The sequence below is a fragment of the Psychrobacter sp. JCM 18902 genome, assembly GCF_904846615.1.
In the GTDB taxonomy this organism is placed as follows: domain Bacteria; phylum Pseudomonadota; class Gammaproteobacteria; order Pseudomonadales; family Moraxellaceae; genus Psychrobacter.
Map to the genome: position 1 here is coordinate 1,631,352 of NZ_CAJHBK010000001.1, position 25,640 is coordinate 1,656,991.

The window sequence follows — 25,640 nt, forward strand, 5'->3', positions numbered from 1 at the left end:
GCTCAGTATTTGTTATTATCCATGTAAGCAAAGTCATACAATGGATAGACAGGATTTTGAGTGACATCAGCAATATACTTAATGATCACTCTGCCCTTTTGAATGCTATCTGCACTATAGACGCTGTTTTTGATATAGATATCCTTGACAGTGACCACAGTATTTTTATCTTTGTTTTCTATAACAACTTTACTGTGATCAAAATATGCGCCATTTCCAGTAGGTTGTAGTGAGCCATTGGCAGATGATAAGGACATATTGAATAAATTGCTCAAAACCTTGCCATCTTTCGTAACTAGCTCAATAGAAATATGCAACTCACTACTGTCAATAAACTGACCCATTACGACTTGGTTGTTAAATTTGATACCATGTATGCCAGCAACAGCACCTCCTAATATCCCATTTGTTCTATCTTGGTTTTTACTTAACGCACTTTTCGTAAAAAATCCTGAACAGGCAGTGATAAAGCCGCTAATATCCTCTGCTAAGCTATTAAAATCGGGCTTTGACTGGAACGGATTTATTAAAGAGTAGTCTTGTGTGCGCATGGCTTTATTACCGAACACGCTATTGTCTAGCCAATATTCTATCAATACGTTTCGTTTATCATCATACTTATAGGCTAGGCGCTGGAAAGTATAGCTTAGTGTCATGCCTATCATCATAATACCAAGTAGTGCCGCACCAGGAATAGCTGCCGCGCCACCAGTTGCAGCGTTTGCCACGCCATAACCATAAATCAATCCCGCCACTGCTGAAGCAGTTATTGATACACCTGCACCAACTGTATAACCTAAAGAAACTAAGTTTCCATCGTGGGCTTTACGATAACCATAAATAGCCAAGCTCCCCACCTCAAACGTCGCGCCGACCACTCCTATCAATCCTGCTCGGTAGACCAGCTTGTTTGCAAAGCTAGTCTTACCTAGTACGCTAGCTCCTGAAGCAGTCATATCCATACTTGCTGTTACTAGAGCCAAGCCACCACTTGCTACACCGAGTTGCTTTTCCGTTAACAATAGCTTATCGCCTACATACTCTAGTCTTGCAAGCTCTGGCATGCTTTCGAGAAGTGAATTTAATTGAAAAAAAGCAACCACACCAGACACTAAACCAGCACCAGCATTCATTCTTCTGTTATGCCACTTCGTTGCATGAGCCGCTAACTCATCTACATTAAGCACAGCTAAATTAATAGGCTTTCCATTATGCAGTGGCCCAAGTGCACTAGCACCTTGCTTGCTTTGATTAACTTCTTTAACATGATGGAGTACATAGGTTTTAGCTTCAGCCTCTGTACCAAAAGTAGGTTGCTTAACCACTTTAAGACCTGAGAAATCTTCAAAAGTACTTTTAATACCAGCCTTTATTTTAGATGCTCTTTTATTGATGCCATTTTTAATAAATTTGGGCGAAACAAAATCTGCAGCCATATTTGCATAGGTCGTTATAGTCTCGACCCTCGCTGTCACACTCTCTCCAACAACGTAAAGACCATAATGATGAAAGATGCTCCTTTCTAAATCAATATGTAATTGTTTAGCTGCTTCTGGATTATTTTTATAAATCTTAAACAAGTTGTGACTAAGAGTATTTATAAGTATTGTTTTGTTGGCAATAGTACTTGTAATTCGATTAAATTTAGCAGTACTGGCTCTATCACTGACATAGCCAATACCTGCACCAGCTGCTTCAGAGCCTCTATCCTTCTTCTTAAAGTCATAGAGTTCGTTGACAAATTCTTTGTCTAAGCCACCAAGCGCCTTTATTAACCAACTTTCGTTTATTTTAAGACTACGATCTAGCTGAGGTAGTAATACTTTTTTAAACTCTTCGTTAGTGGTTTCATCACTCTTAGGCGGATTAGTCTCAAAAGCATCTAAGATACTTTGGGGAACACCAAGGTTACTATCATCAGTACCGCATCCTGCGATACAACGAGCAATCATAGACTCAAAGCCTTTGGCAGTTTTTGCGTAATGAATCAGCTCAATATTAAAGTCATTCTCTAAAATGTATTTAAAATCCTCGCTACTGATAGCTTTAATAAAAGCTTTATGAGCACTGACAATCTCGTCCTTAAGATCAATTATTTTTTTAGAAGTTTGTAAGTAATGCTGATAATTCGGCTCATCAATATGCTTAAATATCAAGTCATCTGGACCAGTATCTGAGAATACTATATTAAGTGCTGTTCCTAGAACATCGTTATCCCTCCCGTTAAATAGGGCTTTCCCTTTAAATTCAGTTATTTTTATACTTGATTTTACAAGGTTTTTTATAATCAAAGCATTAATAAGTTTATGACTATAATCCCTATCTTCCGATATTTCACTGAGCTGGCTAATTAAGTAATTCCGTTTCTCCGCGGCTGCCAACACCTCTCCTACGGGATCTGGTAGAGCGACCATCATGGGTTTGAATGATTTTTAAAAATTGGTAACTGTCTATCTAATGACCTATCATAATTTTCAATGCTGCCTTGATTTTTTTCTTATATCATGTGTTTTATCAAAATTTTTTATTAAGTATTATCTTTTTATCGCATGACCCCCCTTCTATTCCCTTAACTTCAGTATAAGTATCATAAATATCAATTTCGTAGCTGCAAAAACCTTTTTCTGAGATATTGAAAGCCTTTCCCTGACTTTTGTACATGGGTTTTCCTTCAATATCCTCATCAGTAACATGCCAGCCAATATCAATATCAACTGGAAAATCTGCTAATAGAGCGTAGTTACTAATGTAATAGTAATCTTTTTCATCAACATCTAGAACCATACGTTCTGCTGATTCCATCTCATCTAAAGTAATCTCAGTATCACTAACTTTAACTTCATATTTAGAAGCATAAAGCATGTAACTTGTTTTATTATTTAAACTTACTTTGTTTGAAGAATTCATATCATTGCATGCGGAAAGGCTTACAGTGAAAAACGACATACTAAAAAATATTATGTATTCTTTTATAGGTCTATTTAAAAACATACTAATTCCATTTTATATTTAACTATTGGTAGCAGACATGAATCTGTTTAGAGTAGGGTAAATCAGAAGATGGCGTAGAATCTAATATTTTCAATATTAAATATTCAGTGACATATGTTGCAGGATAAAAATTTTCAAACAAATCTATACCTATTTGCATAGCTATAATATCGTCTTTCGTATCCGCTTTAAGCTCCATATCTTTTATGCTTTTGTCACCATTTTTGATCTTTATCACCTCATCAACTGCTTCCTTACCGAATTGTTGTAGATATGAACCCGTTAGCAAAGTATTTGCATCAAACCCAACATACCTACCTACATAACCATAATGAATGTTTGACCAAACATCATAAAAATAATCGTAGTTTTTATATTTATGAAAAAATGATTGCGATAGGTTTCTACTATTAGGTCTGAGCTTCTTTTCAACAGCTAGATATTTAAGCTCAGAATTATCTCGAATCTTGGGCTTATGATCCCATGGTTTGCCAGGGGCAACTTGCATATACCAATTATAAAACCCCAAAGCTTTTCTTGCTGCTATTATAGATGATAGCTGAGACTTTATTTTTGCAGCCTCACTAGATCTAACGTTCTTCTGTATTTCCTTAACAATATATTCCGCTACTTGAATCGCACCATCAGGATATTTGCAGGTCTGGGCGTTCACTTTTCTTTTGGCTTCTCGATTATCTATAGTTACTTCAACTGTAGACCTAATACGAAGCTGATTAACATTACTATTTATTATCTGAGCTTTACTGCTACTTGAAGCATTTAAAGTACCCTCATCTACTTTTAACTCTCCAATAAATAGTCTATAACTTATAATTAGTTTATTCACATCTACCTCACCGCTATCATACCTAAAATCTATTCTTTTAATTCCTTTATTACCTACTATGTCATTAGCACCTATTAATCCACTAATTGGATTTTTAGACAATATATCGTTACTATTGATTTTTATTTCATATCTACAGCCCGTTACGAAAACACCACCTGAAATAGATAAATGAATATACCCTGTTTTCTTAGCCATTATCTTGTCCCTCTACAACATGTATTTCGATATTTGCTGGTTCTTCGGTTATAAATTGCTCGGTGTAGCCTAGATTATCTGTCTTACCTGTTATCATTTCTTCAGTTGTATGGTTATAGGCGATATAGTCACGACTCCTAAGAATATTGCCTTGTTTATCTTCAGCCTTATATTTCAAATAGAACTTCTCACCCTCTATGATTCGAGATTGCCTTAAAGCAATTATTTTGGCAATACCCCCACCCCCACTTCCCCAATCCACCTTACTCGCCTTATAGCCCACTTGACTTGGCGTGATAAACGTCACATTGCCACCCGATATCTCAATACCACTGCCCGCCGCTTTTAGGGTTAGCGTATCAGGCGCGATAATCTCAATACTATCTCGGCTATGGAGTCGCAATACTTGCTCGCTATCTAGACGCATCTCGTTCTGATGTGCTTGTATGGTCACATCGCCATGAGCGGCGGTATGAGTTTGGGCTTTATTGCTGTAGTAGTAAATATCACCTGCCACCAATTGATTCATCTGGGTTTGACTGTGATGATGGGTGTTGTCTGTCGCATGCGCATGAGTATTTTTAGTACTGGTATGTTGGCTGTGCTTTCCGCTTAGCATGGCGAGATGACGCTGGGAATCGATCAGCAGATGGGCTTGTTGCCATTGTCCTGCTTCGTTTAATGTCGCGTCATTGGTGTCTTTGCTAAATTGGGAAAATGGCGTTTGGGATTCTTCCTTGTTACTCTTATCTTTGCTTTTCTTATTATTAGTACTGCCCTCTAATCCCACTGGCTGATGAGTCTCGGCTAGCTGGCCGTAAGCTTGCTGGTGTTGGTCAGCATTTTGTAGTTTGCTGTGGCTGTCATGACTCATATGAGGATTTGATAAGGGATCTGATGCTTGGCTACTGATATGAATACCCGTACTACCTTGCACATTAGCGGCGGCTTGGGTCTCGATGCTAATACCTTGTCCACGGGCTTGCCCTCGGGTGTGGTCGGTATGCTGATACAGATGTCCGATGGTTAAGCTAGACTGGAAGCTGCTGCTATAGACGTTAATTTGTGGACTATCAGGATAGGCGTCAAACACCAGCTGGTTATAGCCGTTAATAAAGCTGTCTTTGGTCGCCTCGCCTGTTCGACTGCTATCGATACTTTGAGTCTTAATGCCATCTATGGGATAAGTATGGCTTTGATTGATAAACCAAGCGGGACTGGTGGCGTCAATAGTGTCGGTATCACTGACGATACTATTATGCTGAGCATCAGTATTGCCTTGGCCGTTATGGGTGCTGCCAATGATGATGGGATGAGTAATGTCACCGCCGATGAAGTCGATCAGAACATGTTGCCCATGACGTAGCGGATGGGTCTGTCCCATGTGATCGGCGACGAGGTGGCTGGCGATGGGTATCCAGTGTGCGCTATCGTCACCTTCGCTTTGCCAGTGATATCTAATATGGGCACGGTGATTGCGGTCATGAGTGATAGCGCTGCTATCGGGGTCTATGACACTGGCGCTCATCAGACCTGACAGACTCGGATGAGGTTGTCCAAGTGTAGCAAGCTGTTCACCATATGGGATGTGATAGTGGTGCGGAAACGGTAGGTAGCAAGCATTGATATGATGGACGTTGTCGTCATTGTCGTCATCATTATCATGGTCGGTATTTGGCTGTAAGGTAAAGGGATCAAAAGGTGCTACCCCCAACCAATCTGCTGGAATATGATTATTAATATGCTGATGAATAGACACTAGACTGATCGGATCCGTTAAATAAGGATTACCATCGATATAGTGGCTACTTGGCAAACTCAGATGACGGATGTTACCGGTTAGGCTGCCTAGATTGGCACGCTGCTGTTTGTTCTGCTGGTAGCGGGTGGCAAGCTTATCGAGACTGTCATCATCAAAACGGCTATGACTGTGTAAAAAGCGCTGATGCGTGCTGTTTGATGAGTCGATCGGTTGCTCGCTACTGCTACTGCCGGTATAGGTACTCATCAAGCGACTGTCATAACGATGTAGATCGCTTTGCTGAGTATGCTGAGCAATACGCGGACGAATGGCAGTAATGCGGTCTTGTCTATCAGCAAGGTTGGCAGGATTTTGACTGAGGATGCTTTGAATATCACTGACATCAGGACGCAATTCTTCTCCATCACTAGGTAGTAAGACTAGAGTGTGCTTGTCGATGTCATGACGGTAATAGCCTGTGATGCCATAGAGATCAAGGTATTGGGTTAGATAAGCCAGATCGGTTTGGTTGTATTGGACGCTATGCTGTATATGATAGTTGCTGTCATCACTAAGACGCTCGTCAATCTCCACGTTCATATCGTACGGGCTGATGATTTGGGTAATTAGCTCACTGAGACTGAGATGATGATGACGGCGGTTATGGCTGTTTAGGCGTAACTGACTCAAAGCAGGTTCGCAGATAATGCGATAGGCGGCCATGCCACTGTTACTACCGAGAGCAACGGCTTCGGTGATGATACCGTGACGGGTTTGGCTTGGCAGTAGCTTGTCGCCCGTATGCCAATGTATCGAGAGACTTTGCCCTAACCATTGCTTTATATCCAGTCCTGCTCGTGGATGCAGTAGAGTAATGCTAATACGATAGCCACAATAGAGGGCTAGTTGGCGCTCTTGATAAGACTGCGCTCGTTGGTCGTGATGATACGGGCTTGGATAAGCGTCAGGCGTTGGCATAAGAGCGGGCTTACTCCAAACGCTGTCGGGCAATGGCATCCCGAGTAAGCTTTCAACCAAGTCAGCCTGTTGAATGAGACTGGTGGCAATATCAGGATGGGCACTACTCAGTTGCACATGCCGCTTTGTTTGAGTCCATACCATGACAAGCCCTTCTCTATCAGTCCAAAGGTGGAAAGTTTAATATTGCAAGATCACAAATAGTGTATAAATTGCCCGTTAACCAAGTATTCATTTGTCGTTGATTCAATTAATAACCATCGTCAGATGAATCACGTTTGGGTTTGATTCCAATCATGTCAGAGAGTATCGCTAACTGATCTTCGTTTTTGATGATATGAGTGAGCCATTGGTCGAGCGGCATATCAGCCCAATCAATCGCCCGACCGAGTAAAAACGTCACCGGGCTGTGCGGCTCATTGGTCGCAAAATAATCTTGAATTTGACCTAATAATTTAAGCGCTTGCTGACGATTGCTTTGATGATCACGGTTGCTAGGATTAAAACTGGTTGAGCCAATATTTTTTGTGCTAGTAGCTTGTCCACCATCCGAGATCGCACTGTTACTATCACCCATACTGTCCATAGTATCGGCTACGCTTTCTTGAGCGGAAACACTACTAGTGGTATCGGAATATTCTGGTATCAACGGTCGCAAATGCTGGGTCAGGGCAACCAATAAATCCGTGACTGGTGCGAAGACTGGCGCGTCCATGCCCATCAAATCATTTAGCTGATCAGTCAGCGCCTGCCACTGATCAGTAATTTTTTTGAGATTGCTCATCAGTGCCTGTTGCCAAGTCTCACTACTGGTTTTTATAGCGTGATTATAATCACTTAGTGTTAATTGGTTAGACGATTCGTTATCGGGGTTTTGCTGCCGCTGCTTGTCATGATCACGCGCAGTTAGATAGTAGTTATAATTGTAACTTCCTGCTTTGCTATCAGCGAGCGATAGCTGTTTGATATCATCAGTGAGTGCCTTGACGAACCATGAAAGCAGCCCTGCTCTGATATCCATGCTATCTTCCTCGCCATCTAGCGGCGGATACATAGTGAGCCAATACTCATCATTGAGTGCCTGTAGCAGACTTAACCCCTGACTAATACCTGCTAAATGGTCGGTATGACTCAACGCATCGACATACCAAAGTGCCAGCTTCATATCTTTACTAGTATGGCTGAGCAAATCGGCACATTGGTTTTTGACAAAATCCCAGTCAGCCACCTTTAGTTCAGTGACCCAATTGCCTTGTGCCAGTAATGGGTCATCTTCTTGACGAGCGGCCACAATGGCATCAATACGTGGATCGAATATTAAGTCTTCACCGACCCCATGACGACTGCCTTCAATCGGCGCAATAAGAGCATCAATATTATTTACTAAAGAGTTATCGTTACTCATTATAATGACTCCTCTTTAATAGCCTTTTTAGTAGGTTTTTTGCTGGCGACTTTTTTCACTGTCGGCTTTTTAACGGCAGACTTTTTAGCTGAAAGGGGTTTGCTTGGTGACTCCTCAACTTGATTTTCAGTTTCATCTTCGCTGTATTGAGCCATTTGATTGAGCGCCACAACGGCATCAGTATCCAGACGATAAGCAAAATTATCGTCCGCATCGACAAATACGGTAATTTTCCTTAGCACACTCTGACTGTCATCATGAGCCAATAGTTGACCTGCCAGCTGCGGTAGCAAGGTATGACTGATAATAGCATCGGCGTTACGTGCACCAGAATCAACCTCATGACAACGCGATAAAATCATCTCAATCACCTCGTCATCAATGACACAAGGCACATCATAATTGTCATGAATACGACCTGTGATTTTGTCCAGCTTAAGGCGAATAATTTCAGCGAGTGCATCATCCGTCAACGGATAATAAGGAATGACCGTTAAGCGACCCAAAAACGCGGGCTTAAAGGCTTTATACAAATGCGGATTAATGACTTGTTTTAGGCTATCACTGTCTGGCAGGCTAAAGTCAGTGACGGCTGTATCTGTATTGATACATGCCTGCATGATCGCAGACGAACCAACATTACTGGTCAATAAAATAAGCGTGTTTTTGAAATCAATTAAACGCCCTTCACTGTCTTCCATCACCCCTTTATCAAAGACTTGATAAAACAAATCTAATACGTCTGGATGGGCTTTTTCTACTTCGTCAAGTAAGAGCACACTATAAGGACGACGACGAATCGCTTCGGTCAACACACCACCTTCACCATAACCCACATAACCTGGCGGCGAGCCTTTTAATGAAGCAACGCTATGCGCTTCTTGATACTCTGATAGATTAATAGTAATAAGATTACGCTCACCACCGTACAACACCTCTGATAGCGCCAATGCTGTTTCTGTCTTACCCACACCACTTGGCCCGACGAGCATAAATACCCCTTGCGGGCGATTAGGATCGTCTAGGCGTGCTTTCGCCGTATGAATACGCTTGACGATAGCAGCCACCGAATGGTCTTGACCAATGACTCGCGATTGCAAGGTGTCAGCCAAACCCAAGATATGGTCTTTTTCATTGCCTGCCATATCGTTCAGTGGAATCCCTGTCCAATCTGAGATAATCTGTTTAATGACTTGTCGATCTAATACCGCATGGATCAAGCGCTGCGTCTCTTGCACCTGTTTTAGCGATTGCTCAATACTCTGATACTCAGCTTGTTTGTCTAAGCGTGCTTTTGCGCTAAGGGCATCAGCGCCATCTGCTTTACCGTTCAATTGTTGATTGAGCGCGTCAAGCTGGTCATTAAGCTGACGCTGTTCGTGCCAGCGGTTGGTCATATCAGCAATGCTTTGCTGATTGGCTTGGCGCTGCTCATCAAGCACGGCAATTTTTTGGCTAACCTTTTCTTTTTCATCGACGCCGCCGATACGCTCGAGCTGCTGACTGAGATTACTGATATGCTGCTCTAACTGCAACCCTTTGGCGTTTAATCTGTCGAGCTGATTGGGTATGGCGGTCTTAGATAAGCTCACCCGTGCCGCCGCCGTATCTAATACACTGACCGCTTTATCAGGCAGCTGCCTATCGCTTATATAACGTGCGGATAGCTCAACCGCCGCTTGTAGCGCATCGTCATCGATTAATATGCCAAAATGATCCTGCATCTTGGCACTCAACCCACGAATCATCGCCACTGCCGTATCGATATCAGGCTCATCGACTTTGACCACTTGAAAGCGGCGTGACAGCGCTGCGTCCTTTTCAAAGTATTTCTTATATTCTGACCACGTTGTCGCCGCAATGGTTCTAAGCTCACCACGAGCCAACGCTGGCTTCAGTAAGTTCGCCGCGTCATTTTGACCCGCTTGCCCACCAGCACCAATCAAGGTGTGCGCTTCATCGATGAATAAGATAATGGGCTGTAGCGAGGCTTGTACTTCTTCAATGACTTGCTTGAGACGGTTTTCAAATTCCCCTTTGACGCTCGCACCTGCTTGCAATAGTCCCATATCGAGACTACGTATCGTCACCTCTTTTAGCTGATCAGGCACTTGACCAGCGACTATCTTTTGCGCCAATCCTTCTACCACTGCTGTTTTACCAACCCCTGCCTCACCGGTTAAAATAGGGTTATTTTGGCGGCGACGAATCAAAATATCGATCAACTGATGAATTTCAAACTCGCGACCGATGACTGGATCTATTTGCTCAGCGCTGGCTTTAGCCGTTAAGTCATAGGTATATTTATCTAGCGCGGGTGTGGGCTGTGTAGTGGCTTGCTTTGCGTCTAAAAACGCCTGCTCGTCTGTGTTATTGGCTGCACTATTATCTGCATTAGCCTCATGATCTCTATTGATGGCTTTATTTGTGCTTTTATTAACGTTGGTCGAGCTGCTACCCTCAGTACTACCGAGACATTGACGCTCATAATCATCTTTTAGGGTAAAACGATCAATATACTGTAGTGGCTCAGGGAGGGTTTTAAGCAATGGCTGATAACGCTCATACGCCAATAGCACCAGCAATATATGACCAGAGCGGATTTCTAGTGGACTGTTATTATCAGCACTTTGATTATACTGGCTACTGGCTAGCTCCCACGCATCTTCTAGTAACGCCATCAAACCTTGACTAAACACTGGCGTTGAGCCTGTTGCCTGACCAAAGATATTTAGTAAATCGGTGATGTCTGCTAGTAATGACTGCTGATTAATCTTATTTACTTTTAAAATTTGAGCCACATCATTGTGCGGCGTCGCAATCAGTTCGTGCAGCAGATGAACAGTGTTCACTTCACGATGTCCATTATTAATACAAAGCCTAGCAGCCTGCTGCAAACACTGTCGGCAACTCGGACTCAAGCGGGTAATTACAGCTTTTAACTGGCTCATAAATCTTTTCCTTTAGCATTCTTATTAGACTTAATACCAAACCCAAAAAATAAGATTAGCTGTGTCAAACTCGCTTAGCCTACAAGACGTAGTACTTTCACTCGTTTTTCTTGCCACTCTAATTTCTGTGAATGGTATAAAATTATTTTTATTAAACAGCAATATAAAATTGATGCATGGCTCTTCATAATAGGTAAAATCTGTCTATTAACCATGAAATACTTACTGAATCGGCAGCGCATAGCGAGTGTCATCATGATGCTGCGTCGCAGGCTGCGATATCAAAAACCCACCCTGACCCAAACCACCAAAACTGCTCTCTGATAATGACAACGGGGTGATGTATTGCTTGTCTAACTCGAGTTGCATCTCGACCGCCAAGCAAACACCGCACCATTTACGGATAAAATCAATAATGACTTGATACATATCCCCTGCTGGTAACAGTCTTAAATAGCGTTTGGCATCCAACTGATGAAACACAATTCTAATCTTGCTATCAAACTGTACGACGCGCGCACCGCAAAATGCGGACAACCCAAGGGCAGCATGCTGACCACCAAGTGCTGTCTGTTCACTGGCTGGTAGATCAAACCACTCCGGTACGAATTGCTCGACACTGACGGTGCTATCTAAAAAATGCGACAGTACATGTGACAACTGATCGGCTGTCAGGCGTCCTGGGGCGATCATGCCAGCATAAGCAATCAAGCTATCGATGGCGGTTAGCTTCTTCGGCTGACGCGCCAATGCCCGCAAGCTCAGTAGATAGTTGTCTTTTTTATTATTTATCTCATACTGTAATGGCAAGTTATAAAACCAACTCGCTTGCACGTACAAATCCGTCAATCGATGGTTAAATAAATCTAAAAATGCTGGTGCCGCTTTATCTTTTGCATGATTGACTCGCGAGGCTAGATGGTCGGTATACATCGCTGGCAAGGCTGACAACGGGCCAGTTAATCCAATAACTGCGGGGCAAACCTCTATCCGTCTAATTTTTAATGAACTAGCCTTTACTTGACCATCCTTTAATGAGCTGCCACTGTCTTCCATATTATCCTGAGCAATGAGCGCCATCGACTCAATTTCAGCTTGCGGATAGGCCAATGACAACGAGGCACGGTAACGTACCTCAATAGGTGCATACCCCATACTGACTTCATGCCGAACCAAACGTAGTGCTTGTAATAACTCATAAGATTGCGGCGCCGCCATTAAAGCCGTTAAATAAGAGGACTGAGACCGCTGCGTGGCTGACATCTGTATATCTCCTCTTTGGTTACGGCATCACTGATGGCCAACTCGACGAAGCTATTTAAGCTAGCGTGATAGCCAAACACATGCGCCAATAAATGGGCAAACTGGCGGATACTCACTCCAGCAAAATTCTTTTGGTTGATTTGAATATTGATCAGTGTACCGCGCACAAAACCAGGCTGTGGCAAGCGCTGAATACGTCGAGCTTCGATACTGGTTTCGACAGACACAATACCTTCGACCAACAGTTTGTTAGAAGCAGACTGGGTAATGTCGTATAGCGATAAATACTCTTTCATCAGCTCCGCATCTTGGGCGGCAAGCGATAAAAAATTCAGACTAATCAGCGATATCAAGCGCCAACGCTCCTCTCCGGTATAGTCAAATCTTGCAGTTCGGGTTGGCTGCTTTAGCAACGATAAGCTGCTAAAGCCAGTCATCCCTTCGCTAAACAAATCGCCACGGCTTTGACCGAATACCACTTGAGCCGGCAAATCTCTATTGGTACACAATAAAGACGCACTCATGCTCACCGCACCTGATAAATCTTCGCGATTTTTTTCTACAAACATAATCTGATATTCAAAACCCTGTTTGAACTCAGCCATATCCTTATCACGTTTGATATGGTAATAACGACCATCATCTTGCTGCTCATAATGATTGAGCGCATAAAATGGATGATATTCACGTTGTATCAAACGATTGTCACTTTGCTTGGACTCTATGACTTTATTAACCTCATAGATTTCATGTTGAAACAGCGCACGAGTATCGGGCACTAAATCGTAATAGATCGAACGATGGGTCACTTGAATAGGCTTGGCAGCCGCCTTGAATAAATTGACAACGGGCGTACAAAACAGCTTGATACTGCTGGCACTGAGCTGCTGCAAGTTTTTTAGGCGGATGGTATTTTTTTTATCAAATCTAAAGTAACAGCGAATCTCAAAGCCATTGCTATCGATCTTTAAATTTGGACAAACCTTACCAAGATTAAGGCGCAAGAAATTGAATTTTTCAGGGAAATAGAAGTATTCCTTTAATAAGGCAGAGGCAGCATTACTCACTCGATGACTCGGAAGAATTTGCTGCTCAGGATCGAAGCCTATAATCTCAAACGGACTACCCGTAATCTTATTGACCTGCCTACCATGCAGATGCGTTTGCTTGACATCACACCCTAGTAAATCCCATAGACTAGTACCCTGACTGGCGTCCTCGTCTATATACAAATCTAACGAGTGGTTTAATAAGGCTTGATAGTCAAAGCTTGAATTAAGCCCCTTAAATTTGATACTGATACAGCCATTCAGCAGTCCATGCTGATTGTCATACACCTCTTGACGAGTTTCAAAGTCGACGCTATCTATCTGTAGCGGCAGCAAGGTCACATCTTGGGTTGACTGAAACTGGCAAGGCGTGCCATTTATTTTTTGGCTGGCGAAAGGGCTGTTTTTAGGGACTAAGACTGCCTCGCTCATCGCATTGCCCTGTACGCCTAGATTAAACTGTGCAATAGAGACCGATGGAAAAGGTTTGAGATAATCGGGATAAACGACTTCTAATAGAGATTCGGTAAAATCAGCGTATGAATCGTCCAATTTTTTATTGATGCGCGCACTGATGAGCGAAAAAGCCTGTATCAACCGCTCTATATGCGGATCATCGACGGTATCGTGCCCCATCAACAACCGATTGGCTATTTTGGGATATTTTTTGGCAAATTCTTTTGACTGTTTATTAAACAGGCTAAGCTCATGCTCAAAGTAAGGAAGTAAACTGTCCATGACGCCTCAATATATTGATCGCTGCTAACTGTATAAATTGAGCGGTAGTAGTAGTTATTTCATTAATGGGATAATGATTATTTTATTAAGTAACGCTGAGAGCTTGGCTCAAAGAACGCATCGAAGCTGACCAGCTCTTGTGCTGGATAAACCTTTAATAATGCTTCAATAGAAAAACACAGTTGATTGACATCAACAGCGCCAATATCTAGCGATACGCGAACGTTTTTTAGCCGGGTATCTTGTTGCTCGACTGTTTGGGCTATTTGGCGACAGATATAATCACAGTCAGTAGGATTGGCACTGCTGAGTCCCACAAAATCTAATATGCCAAAATTCAATATCGATGAGCGCACGTGTTGATAGGCCTGAAGCTTACTTGACACCACACAACGCGTATTTAATAAAGCTTCAAGGTCTCGTGCGACCGAAGACTTTAGCTCATCGATATTAAGACGACGAACCACGAGCTCATGCGACAAATGACGGGGCTGATCATCAAATAACTGCTCGAACAAATTTGGACGAAAGCCAATTTCTTTGTTAGAGGCGTTAGTGGCGTAATTCATTGATATAATCATTCCTATTTAACAAACAAAAAAGAAAGGCCTAGATATAAACCTTTCTTTTTCGGTACGACACAATAGATGACACCTGATACAACCTAAATTAGGCGGTATAAGTAGCAGTGTTGTTGGCTAGTGACCATTTTTTAGTCACAGCGCCTTTAGCAGTACCATCGATATCTTGCTGGGTGTAAGTCCACTCAACAGCAGCATATTTGATACCGACTTTTTCGATTGGTACGCCTTCAGAACGTACCGTTGGCTCGACACTTGCGATCAGCGCATGCTTAAGTTTTACTTCAAGATATTTAACGCGTTTGTCACCGTTGGCACGATAAAAATCAATTTGAATCTCATCAAAAGTATAACCAGCAGAACACGCTTCCCATAGTTTAGGACTGGTTGAGTCCAAATCTTTCATAAACGTCATGTCAGCATGCTCACAACGCTCAGAAGTATGGCCACCAACGCTACTTGCTGTCGCTGATTTTGGCTGACGGATCAAGTGATCCCAAGTATTTACTTCAAGCCAACCTTTATGCTCGCTATCACGAGACTCGCCATCAATTTTATATTTACCGCGGAACTGAATATAAATATCTTTCATATCACATACCTTTTTTTAAAATTTAAATTTCACGTTAGTTTTTAATAAACGATTAGCTGTTGCTAGATTGCGGCAGTTGAGTGACCAGACGCAAAGAAACAGACAATTCGTCAAGTTGAAAGTGTGGTCTCAAAAAGACCACGGACTTGTAGACACCAGGCTTACCCGGCACTTCTACAACTTGTACAGAAGCTTCGCGCAGTGGGTACTGGGCTTTTGCTTCTTGTGAGGCGCCGTCATCTAGCAAGACATAACGAGAAATCCAGTCATTTAAAAACGACTCAACATTACCAGGTGCTAAGAAGCTGCCTACCTTATCGCGCATCATTGCTTTTAGGTAATGGGCAATACGTGACACCGCCATAATGTATTGGATCTGCGTCGATAGCGCAGCATTGGCATTGGCATCATCGTTTTGATAAGTTTTGGCTTTTTGTACTGACTGCGCCCCAAAAAAAGCAGCGTAATTGGTATTTTTGCAATGGACTAACGGGATAAAACCTAAGTCGCTCAACTCTTTTTCTCGGCGATCGGTGATAGAGATTTCCGTTGGACATTTAAGCGCCAAATCCCCTTCATCAGTCTTAAAAGTATGAACAGGCAACCCTTCAACCAAGCCACCACCCTCAACGCCACGAATGGCAGCACACCAACGATAGTCAGAGAAAGCAGCCGTCAAGCGTGAAGCGAACGCATAAGCCGCGTTCACCCATAGATAATCGTCATGATTATTACCAGAAACTTCTTCCGTAAAGTTAAACCCTTCGACTACTGTGCCATCTTTAGGATCGTAAGGCAGACGACCTAAAAAGCTGGGCACGGTTAACGCAACATATCGCGCATCTTCTGACTGTCTGAACGCGCGCCAGCGTATATATTCAGCGGTTTCAAATATCTTTGATAAATCTCGCGGGCGACCAATATCGGTAAAGGAGTCGAGACCAAACATTTCAGCGGAAGCAGCCGACACAAAAGGTGCATGAGAAGCGGCCGCAACATGAGACAATTGCTCAAGCAGATACATGTCTGAGTTTTGGCGAGTAAATTCAAAGTCACCAACGATAGCGGCATAAGGCTCACCACCGAAGCTACCGAACTCTTCTTCATATATTTTCTTAAACAGCGTGCTTTGATCAAAATCAATTGACGATTGAAAATCTTTAGTCAGTTCGCGCTTCGTAGTATTCATCATACGAATCTTTAGCATGGATTCCGACGGAGTCTGGCTACATAAATAATGCAAGCCACGCCAGCTGGACTCTAGCTTTTGAAACTCGGGCGCGTGCATGACGGTGGTCAGCTGCTTGGAGATCAACGCGTCAATTTGGGCAATACGCGCGTCAATCGATGCGGCCAAATTATCTGACAACGTTACGGTGCCTTGCATGACTTCATTGGCAAGCTCTGCAATTTGCGACTTGGCACGATTTTTTTCGTCATCAGACTTGGCAACGTTACTTTTATTGACGATTTCTTCGAGTAAGTCGTAACTGTCATTATTTAACGCATCAGGTGCTAGATTTTGCTGGGCTTCGGCACTCATCGTTTAATCCTCACCGTCGGTTTGATTTTGTTCCGCCATTTTTTTGACTTGCTCAGTGTTCTTAAGCACGTCATCTAATAGGTCTTCAAGTTTTTCGTTGGCCGATATTTTGTTGCGTAAATCTGCTAAGCGATCTCGTGCTTGTACCAATTGCTTTAGTGGCTCAATCTGATCAGCAACCGCTTCAGGACGAAAATCGTTGATACTATTGAATGCCAAATCAACCGCGAATTCGCCGCCTTTATCACTCAAGTCATTGCTTACTCGAAAGGTCGCACGCGGTGCTAGACCTGACATCACCTCATCAAAGGTATCTAAATCTACTTCGACAAACTTTTTGTCTTTAAAGCGTGGTTGTTCAAGGGTTGAATCTCCTGAAAACTCTCCCAAAACGCCAACGACAAAAGGAATTTCTTTGGTTTCGATCGCATCGCCTACTTCAACGTCATAAGTCAGATGCACCCGAGGCGCACGTACTTTTGCGAGTTTCTTTTGTACACTGTCTTGCTTTGCCATAATAAGTTACCTCAGCAATGTCTAGTTTGAACGCAATATACTGAATGGATCAGTCGATTTGGCGTTACTTTTTTTGGTAGGTGAAGGTTTAGTAACAGGCTTAACTTTTGGTGGTCGTGGCGGTTTTTTTACGGCTGGTTTTTTCATAGACTTCGATGCTTTTTTTACAGACACCTGGGGCTGAGGTTTTGATTTAGTGCCTGATTTACCGCTTCTAGGCTTGACGACTGGCGCTGGTGGTTTCGGCAAAGACTCATCGTAATTGAAAACATAGATATCACCATATATTTTACTTAAAGCGTACTGATACTCCTTCAAAAACGCTGCGTCCACTTCATCAGTGAGATAATCTGACTGCAGTTGGCTTTGGGAGACGATAGCGCTGCTATTGAGTAGTATCTTTTTTAGCTTAGCAGTGCTTTGACCCAGATCAATGGCTTCACTGGCTGCATAAACAGCATAAGCATGATAGCCATTGTTAGAATAAATCTGCGCCAAAATCTCCCATGCTAGCGAGTCATTAGGATTACGAGATACTCTTTGATTCAAATCCGTAACCAGTTGATGCAGTTGCGGTGATTTTGCATCAGCATTTTTGAGTGCCGAAAATTGATTTATGATGCTAGAACCGGGGTCTTTCTCTTGTATGACAAGCTCACTATGGGCGGTAGTCATTGCTGAACCCATGATGAACAGACCTGCCAAAAACGCTTTGGATAGCCTAAAACTGACTCTAATATTGCTTCTGATACTGGTCATTGTAAGTCGGTGCTCGCCATTATTGGTGTGAGATAAATACATGTGCCTGCTCAAAATTATTTTAATTAGACGCGTTAACTAAAGTGGTGATATTGGTGAGCGTTTCATTCAGTGTCGCCTTATCACCACTATTCATTAAACTATTATCGTGATAAGCATCAATATTACTTTCCATCACTTTAACTGCTGAGAGCATGGCAAGCTGACGTGCGTCAAGTCTTTCATTATCAACGCTTAGAGCTTCATTAGCTGCTCTCAATGCCCGTGCATAGCGTTTTTTTTCATAGTTATTTTTGGCAATAGTCATCCACGCTTCACTGCTAAGCTGATTGCCGTTTGACAAATAGGCAAGCGACGGCTCACTCAACTGCTTCACTATTGGTTTGCTGACCGTGGTTTGTACATTTTTTTTAGCAGTGGTGCCACAACCCGCTGTCAATAAAGACGCGCTAAGTAAGACTGATAGCAGACCTGCGGTGGCAAGTTTAGTACGATAAATAGGATTCATAACAACAGTATCATCACTAAAAATATAAAAGGATAGATTTTTTAAAAGAAATAAATATAACTAAAGTTCATTAATCATAAAAAATCAATGAGGTTGATTATACATATACTTGACAATATTTCAATAAACTCTATACTTTTCTTAATAAATAATTTAGTAAGCCACCCATTCAAGCCATTTTCTTGGTATAAAATAAGCAGTAACGGTACCCTTCTTATGCCTCCTAAGACCAATCGTCTACATAATATTACCGTTCATACTGATAATTCAACGATAAACACCTTTTACCCTGTTGCGTTTTGCGGTGCAAGTAGTATTAATCGAACCGATATTATTGACATACTAGTGTTTGGTTATAATTTTATCGAATCGAACGCTTGTTTATCATTAATCAATACTCCGATATGCTTAACCACGTTTTCCGCTGATCGTACCGCTAGCTGTCGTACTGGGCTGATACGCGGCATCCGTTATCAGCAATCTGATGGCGCGATGCACTTTTATACTTTAGAAGTTGTTAGCCCCGATTGGCAGTTGGCACAGTCGATACATACCCGCAGTTTTATCAATCAATCGACGCTCGATATTGTTACCCTCATCCTTAGTGATTACGATCTAAATTGGCAAATATCTGAGTCTCTTTTGTCATCAGATAATGAATCATCCGCACGTTTATCGGCACCTTTATACATGCGCACCCAGTCGGATGCCAGTGACTATGAATTTGTTACTGGATTGCTTGCTGATATTGGTATATCGACTTTATGGGTATCAGGGAATTCCGTCGATGAGCTTGGCACGTGGTGGTTGGTTGATGGTTTAGACACAGGCGAGCTCATACCGCTGACCTATAGTTATGCCCAATCATCCGTACAATTAGGTCAAGATAGTGTCCATACGCTACAAATGAGGTCGCAGCAACTTGGCAGTGATAGGGTAATAGTACGAGCAGATGGGTTAGCGGCTGATACCATTTATGAAGGTCAAGCGGTAGATGAGTCGCCGCTTGCGACAGATGACACGACGGTATTAATTGGTGCGCCGTCTCGCGTGCACAGCGATGATGCCGCCGCTCATCTTGCACAGCAATGGATATCTGCCAATCACTGTCAGCGCGAAACTTATCAAGCGACTGGAGCCATGCGTGGTCTAAGTGTCGGTAGCCCAGTGAGTATCAATAACCTACCCTCTATTGGCAGCTTATCGACGCATTGTATCGCGGTTACCTTAATCGGCATTGAGCCTGACAACGATAGCGTGTCATACCATCATCAAGTATTTATCAAACAGTGGTTACAGCGCACTGCTCATTATATGCAGCACAATACTACAAACGCCATTCATCTGACTGTACCCGATCATGGCTTTGATATCGCCCGCGACACTGGAGTTTGGGTATCAGCGACGTTACTTGACGCTGCTATTCCTTATTGCCCTTATCCCAGTTCTTTATCCTTTGCCAGTAGCACTTACACGGGTCTCGCCCAAGCATGTACTGGTGACACAGGTTTATCAGCTTCCCCCAGCTATGACTCTAGTGTCAGCACTGACAATCTACAGCAAACCATCACCACGCCTGTCTGGTCAGGTATCAGCCCTCATGATGATGGCACTACCCCGCCCCTGCGCTCATTGCAGCTGTCATCGGGTAGCACTCATGGTTGGCAGTTTGCGCCAAGGCTGGGACAGTCGGTACTGCTTAACCATTGGTACGGTGATATAGACAGTCCTGTGATTAGCAGATCGCTTTATGACGGTATCGGTATGGGCGATGTCGATGACAAAGACATCACCACTCGTGACGCAGGCTTATCGAATAGACATAACTTGCAAGGCGGATCTTCTCCTAGATGGCATGGTGGTGGCCTCGGACATTCGCAAATCAATGACGATGATGGACACAGCGGCTGGATATCAGGTATTGCTCAATATGGACTGACTTCTGAGTCTGAAGTGACCATGAGCTTTGATGATACGCCGAACCAGATAGGACTGCAGTGGTCAGTGAATACTGGGGCACGTGCCAATGCTGAGACGCCAACCATCACTTCTAGCACGACCTTTGCCCCTGATGAGCACGTGCTTGAGCTTGGCGTGCTACGTCATCGTTATAGCAATCATCAATCATCAATCAGTGGACAAGGTATTAATCTAGCAACCGACCATGGACTACAGATCAGTGGTGATTCCGGTGTCCTACTCTCCACCTTTGATATCAGACATAGTCAAAGCGAGCACGAGTCTGCTTGGGTCAATGATGCAGGACAACGTCAGTTAAAAATGGGCACTGAGCTGAGCGAGACCTTTCAAGAGGCCAAGCAGGCACATTTGCAATCCACGGCAGCCATGCAGACCGCCAATCAATCGATAGAATCCTTTAAGACCAGCGCACAAATCATCGATGAGACGCTAAATACGGAAGTGTTAGGCGCTGCTGATGTGCTACTGGTTAGTAAAGATAGTATATTAGCCTCTGCAAGCAATACGCTATGGACAGCAAAAACAATCGTTAGGCAATCAGGCGCAACTCAGTCGGATGTGGTGGCAGGCAATTATACGCTGACGGCAAATACGATTGAGTCGCTCTCAGGGGTCGGCGGTCAAGTCGATCTATCAGGCTTACATATCAGCGCCAATAGAGAGCCGCTAGCGATACAAGCCCAAGGCGGTGAGCTGCAATTACACAGTCAGCGAGGTATGACAATTGGTAGTGAGTCGGGACAGGTGAATGTGTCGAGCCCTAAGCGTATTAAGCTGCAAACTAGTGCAGGAGCATCGATTACAATCGATGACAGCGGGATTAAGCTGGTGTGTCCGGGGACGATTACCGTGAAGGCGGTGAAGAAGAGTTTGGTTGCGGGCGGCCAGGTTAATGCACCAGTGATTGCTTTACCAACTTCAGGACTCTTTAGCCGCCGCTTCGATTTTAGCCAATTGTTAGAAGAGGGTATATTAACAGTAGGTAGAGAGTACAAAATTATTAACCATACTAAAGGTACTGAGTTTAACGATATATTACCAGAGGATGGTAGAACACCTAGAATATATGGAACTGAACAAGACCAAATTGAAGTCATTATAATTGGTCATGAGGATGCTGAAGAGCTACTGATGATAGAAAATGAAATTGACAACAGTGACCATGATCATAAAGATGAAGAATGCTGTGCTCCTGAAAAGACTGATGATAATAACACAGCTGAATTTGATTCAGAAACTATCATAAATGACGATTTAGAGGAAGACTACTATGCGTTTGGTAATTGATACTTTATGTAAAACGGTACTCTTGCCTTTAATGTTAGCTGCCAGCTCTATCAGCTGTGCAAGTGCCAAGCCTTTGTCCAAAGTTTCGACAGCACCTGCAATAGTACATACAAATCAAAATGTGCAGTTAGAGTTCGATACCGTTTACGGGTTTGCTGAAATATGTAATCGAAGAAAATCTGTTGTCACATGGTCTACTGTGGAGGAGGATCTAGCGAAATATGGTATAGGAATGGATAAAGTTAACTGGTTATTTTCCTCTGACACCTGTACTAAAGTAGTTGATCCAAAGTTCAACTACTTAACTATTAGAGAACTCAGAGACAAAAACAGCTCTTTATATGTCTATTATATTCACCATACCAAAGAGAATAAACGAATTTTAGTAAAAATTATTCGCAACAGTGGTATCCAGCCAATGTCTCAAGGTAGACGTGAATATTTTGGGGATTTTGATAGCTTTCTAGACGGAAAGTTTATCCTAGATAAATTTATAGATACACAAATTGATTTTTACTAGAATTGAAAAGTAGAGGATAATATCTGTGAATTTCCCAAGACCTAAAACAAAACCAATTAAAGATATAGAATTCGAACCAACTAGAGAGGGATTTAGAAATGCTTTATCTCGTAGAGAGTCTTCTTCTAACCTAAAGCTTTCTCATGATCATAAAATCAACTTAGCTGCACAAATTGATATTAACTTTATTGGCTTTGTTGGTTATTTCCAATTTGGTGAAAATGCTCTTATTGACTGTGGTTACTATAATCCTAGAATAAAAAACTCAGATAAAAGCTCAAAAAATAACTGGATAGGAACTTGGACTGGTAAAGACGGAATCACTTCTTTAGAGAAATTTAAAAACTCGCCTAGAGTCCAAATCAAAGCATTTGAAATTTGGGTTGATATTTTGTGCAATAGAATGCGCAATAAAAATATAAATGAGTTTTATGGTAAAACTATAGATAATGTAGAGATAACTGAATCAGGATGTATCGCTGCTGCTCACTTAAAAGGAACACAGGCTGTTTTAGATTATCTCACTTCAAATGGGACAATAAATGGAAAGGATGCTCTTGGTACTGGCGTTGCTGAATATATAGCGCTTTTAGCCTATTACGACCTTGAAACATGTTGCAAACGTAAAATTTATATTAGTGTAGAAAAAGATGGTAAGCCAGTACCTAATATTGATGTTGGAATAGAAACGGTATATTTAAGCGGAAACCACTATAGTAAGGTAGGTACAACCCAAAATACATATACCACCAATAAAGAAAGTAAAATTCTTGTTATCGTTCGTCATCCAGATGCGGTAATCAAAATTACTGTCAATGGCAAATCACAAACCATAGTTCAAAAGGCTGATCAAAGACAGAGTTATACCATAGATATAACAGGCAGCATCAAAACAACTGGCGTGCTTAATAAGCCTGACACGCCCAAACCGCGCCCCGTACCAGACAAATCACCTCAAGATGTCCGTAATGAACAAAGCAGCAAGCCACAAGCACCACCTCCATCCTCGTCTACAGAACTAAAAGAGGTCACCTTTAACATTACAATCGTTGAAGGCGATACTAAAAAGCCCATTACTAATTTGCGCTACTACCTTATCTACAAAAGCAAACCCAAAGAGCATCGTACCGATAATCAAGGTGTAGAATCTAATATCACAGCCGAAGTCGGTCAAGATATAGAAGTCTGTGTGGCTGGTAATGGAAAATTACAAGCAGTAGCCCACTTCAAAGTTGATAGCAGTCATCAAGGTAAAACAATAAGAGCTTTACTGCCAGTGCAAGCATTCAATATAGAAATAAAAGATCATAATAAAGCGCCCGTAAAAAATACTAAATTTATAATTTTTTATAGAGGACAAGAAATTGTCAAACAGACCAATAGTCAAGGTTTGATCGGGGTCAAAATGCTAGTTGGTTTTGTCTACAAGTTTGGTCTAATGGGTAGTAAACCATTAGCGACACTACGCTGTATCAAAGGAGCACAGACTCAAACTATTAACATAAACGAGGCAGCAAAGAACAAAGCGCAGGGAGTAAGTAGACCTCCGACAACGACTACTAAAAATCCTACCCCACCACCAAAACTAGAAAACAATCCACCACCAATTAACCCCATAGCAACTAAGCCCAAACCCAAGCCTGGAACGGAAGAAAGTCATACTGAAAGTAATGGTCGTCCAGTTACTAGTGTAATAACGGATAAAGCAGCAAGCGACACCACACGCTATCACATCTACCATAACGGTAAGATAAAAAGACAGAATGCCGACGCTACTGGCTATGCTGAATTTATTTATTATGATGAAAATGGGGGTAAGCATAATCTGGGCAAGTCGAAGTATAAAACTGGACAAAGATGGCAATCTAAGGGTAAGCCAGATGGTAATAATAGGGTTTATCTTATAGATATTAGGTATTTCTTAAACTATAAAAAGGGTCAAGTGCATTACAAAATAGAGAAAAATTCGGAAAAAAACGTTAGATATTTTTTAACTGGTCTTGCTCTTGCAGCTTATCTAGGTACTTTATGCAAATTAAGCTATGACGATATATCCTTTAATGGATTTAGTACTGCAAATGGAGATCCTGGGGAAAGCTCTTCACATATAAATGGTGCTGTAGGAGATATGAGATATTTAAGAAAAGATTTTAAAGCTAGTGCTGTAACAGTTTTTGACAAAGTATACAGCCATGAAAGAAGTCTAAAGTTAGTGGGAACACTTTATAACTTTGGATTTGGTAGGACTAGAGATATGTACACAGAGAGATATAGCAAGCCAGAACTAAACTTAAAAAACTATACATTACCACACTGTGAACATTTTAAAACAGCGAAAGTCAGACATCATCATCACCTACATATTCAAGGATTTAAACCCAATTTAGAAGATATTTAGTGTATTACGTTGTTTGCTAAATTTATCTTAATAACTTTAGCTTTTTTAGAATTATTTGAAAGTTTATAACATTATAATTAAAGACACATAGAATAATTTCCAATAAACAGTAATACAAAATTGAAGGATTGCTTTATTATGAATTTAAATATTATTGTTTTTTTCTTTTTAGCTACTGTACTAGCTTCATGTACTATGGAATCTCAACCAACCCCTGATAAACCTCAATTAAAAACTAAAGAAACAGCACATAAAAAACCTCTTCTTGAGGTTAAATCTCAGAGTTCAACTAAAAAAACTGACTCAGACAATAATATAAGCGTTTCTATAATAGATAATTCTATTATAGTACAAGATGCGAATATTGTACTGGGTAATTCTTTTAACAAAGTTCAGGACAAACTTAATATGCAATTGCTTAAAGATCCAGTATCAGATAACTGTTTTTTAGTGACAGTAGATAACTCATTATCACTTGAATTTTTTAATGATGAATTGATATTTATGTCAGTTTCTAGCGGTGGTGATATTATTACTGATAAAGGCCTTTCACTAGATGACACGTTTGAGACGCTTAATAGTATTTATCCAGATTTGATAAGGTCTGAAGTACCAGCTATAGGTGGTGATGAGTCATTTACCCCTATCACTATTACTTATTCAACCAATCATAATCTTAAAGGTGATTATATGGTTTTCATGCTGACAGATGATAATAAAGTTGATGATATTGGTGTTTATAACATTAATAAAGATAATGATGTTTGTGAAATTTATTAATATTCAACCTCTACT

Annotated in this window: 18 protein-coding genes; 4 read left to right on the plus strand and 14 right to left on the minus strand. The window is 41.8% G+C overall.

The annotated features are described in order from the left end of the window. Positions 1-2 precede the first annotated feature (2 nt). From JMY05_RS06660 to JMY05_RS06725, 14 genes are all read right to left on the minus strand, one after another. Complete coding sequence (locus JMY05_RS06660; protein ID WP_201614583.1) at positions 3-2,381, minus strand: hypothetical protein; 2,379 nt, start codon at positions 2,379-2,381, stop codon at positions 3-5. 133 nt (positions 2,382-2,514) lie between these two features. Beyond that, positions 2,515-2,991: a hypothetical protein gene (locus JMY05_RS06665; protein WP_045448179.1), complete on the minus strand. Its 477-nt coding sequence runs from the start codon at positions 2,989-2,991 to the stop codon at positions 2,515-2,517. A 22-nt stretch (positions 2,992-3,013) separates the two neighbouring features. Then, positions 3,014-4,036, minus strand: coding sequence for a polymorphic toxin type 44 domain-containing protein (locus JMY05_RS06670; protein ID WP_201614585.1), 1,023 nt, complete (start codon positions 4,034-4,036; stop codon positions 3,014-3,016). Then, a complete protein-coding gene (locus JMY05_RS06675) occupies positions 4,029-6,899 on the minus strand; it encodes a type VI secretion system Vgr family protein (RefSeq protein ID WP_201614587.1) in 2,871 nt (956 codons plus the stop codon). The genes JMY05_RS06670 and JMY05_RS06675 overlap by 8 nt, the downstream gene beginning before the upstream one ends. Positions 6,900-7,005: 106 nt before the next feature. Further along, on the minus strand, positions 7,006-8,160 hold the full coding sequence (gene tssA / locus JMY05_RS06680; RefSeq protein ID WP_045448191.1) for a type VI secretion system protein TssA: 1,155 nt from the start codon (positions 8,158-8,160) through the stop codon (positions 7,006-7,008). Beyond that, on the minus strand, positions 8,160-11,111 hold the full coding sequence (tssH, locus tag JMY05_RS06685; protein WP_227678124.1) for a type VI secretion system ATPase TssH: 2,952 nt from the start codon (positions 11,109-11,111) through the stop codon (positions 8,160-8,162). Before tssH ends, tssA begins: the two co-directional genes overlap by 1 nt. Positions 11,112-11,333: 222 nt before the next feature. Then, positions 11,334-12,374 (minus strand): type VI secretion system baseplate subunit TssG, encoded by a 1,041-nt coding sequence (tssG, locus tag JMY05_RS06690; protein ID WP_045448193.1) that lies wholly within the window; start codon positions 12,372-12,374, stop codon positions 11,334-11,336. Further along, complete coding sequence (tssF, locus tag JMY05_RS06695) at positions 12,338-14,161, minus strand: type VI secretion system baseplate subunit TssF (protein ID WP_045448197.1); 1,824 nt, start codon at positions 14,159-14,161, stop codon at positions 12,338-12,340. The genes tssG and tssF overlap by 37 nt, the downstream gene beginning before the upstream one ends. 77 nt (positions 14,162-14,238) lie before the next feature. Beyond that, positions 14,239-14,730 carry a type VI secretion system baseplate subunit TssE gene (gene tssE / locus JMY05_RS06700; RefSeq protein WP_193009440.1) on the minus strand — a complete coding sequence of 164 codons (492 nt, stop codon included), beginning with the start codon at positions 14,728-14,730 and terminating at the stop codon, positions 14,239-14,241. Positions 14,731-14,830: 100 nt separating this feature from the next. Next, entirely contained in the window at positions 14,831-15,334 is a 504-nt protein-coding gene (locus JMY05_RS06705; RefSeq protein WP_025651832.1) for an Hcp family type VI secretion system effector, read from the minus strand. 52 nt (positions 15,335-15,386) lie between these two features. Then, positions 15,387-16,877 carry a type VI secretion system contractile sheath large subunit gene (gene tssC, locus JMY05_RS06710; RefSeq protein WP_201553635.1) on the minus strand — a complete coding sequence of 497 codons (1,491 nt, stop codon included), beginning with the start codon at positions 16,875-16,877 and terminating at the stop codon, positions 15,387-15,389. Between the two features lie 3 nt (positions 16,878-16,880). Further along, a complete protein-coding gene (gene tssB / locus JMY05_RS06715; protein ID WP_045448203.1) occupies positions 16,881-17,393 on the minus strand; it encodes a type VI secretion system contractile sheath small subunit in 513 nt (170 codons plus the stop codon). Positions 17,394-17,414: 21 nt separating this feature from the next. After that, positions 17,415-18,194, minus strand: coding sequence for a hypothetical protein (locus JMY05_RS06720; protein ID WP_045448205.1), 780 nt, complete (start codon positions 18,192-18,194; stop codon positions 17,415-17,417). Between the two features lie 19 nt (positions 18,195-18,213). After that, complete coding sequence (locus JMY05_RS06725; RefSeq protein WP_045448207.1) at positions 18,214-18,660, minus strand: hypothetical protein; 447 nt, start codon at positions 18,658-18,660, stop codon at positions 18,214-18,216. A 216-nt stretch (positions 18,661-18,876) separates the two neighbouring features. On the opposite strand from JMY05_RS06725, the gene JMY05_RS06730 reads away from it, so the two are divergent. The 4 genes from JMY05_RS06730 to JMY05_RS06745 all read left to right on the plus strand — a co-directional run bounded on the left by JMY05_RS06730 (position 18,877) and on the right by JMY05_RS06745 (position 25,625). Continuing rightward, positions 18,877-21,927: a contractile injection system protein, VgrG/Pvc8 family gene (locus JMY05_RS06730; RefSeq protein WP_201614589.1), complete on the plus strand. Its 3,051-nt coding sequence runs from the start codon at positions 18,877-18,879 to the stop codon at positions 21,925-21,927. Continuing rightward, entirely contained in the window at positions 21,911-22,447 is a 537-nt protein-coding gene (locus JMY05_RS06735; RefSeq protein ID WP_045448215.1) for a hypothetical protein, read from the plus strand. Before JMY05_RS06730 ends, JMY05_RS06735 begins: the two co-directional genes overlap by 17 nt. Positions 22,448-22,472: 25 nt before the next feature. Continuing rightward, positions 22,473-24,845, plus strand: coding sequence for a hypothetical protein (locus JMY05_RS06740; protein WP_201614591.1), 2,373 nt, complete (start codon positions 22,473-22,475; stop codon positions 24,843-24,845). Positions 24,846-24,983: 138 nt separating this feature from the next. Next, positions 24,984-25,625 (plus strand): hypothetical protein, encoded by a 642-nt coding sequence (locus tag JMY05_RS06745; protein ID WP_201614593.1) that lies wholly within the window; start codon positions 24,984-24,986, stop codon positions 25,623-25,625. Positions 25,626-25,640: the final 15 nt, after the last annotated feature.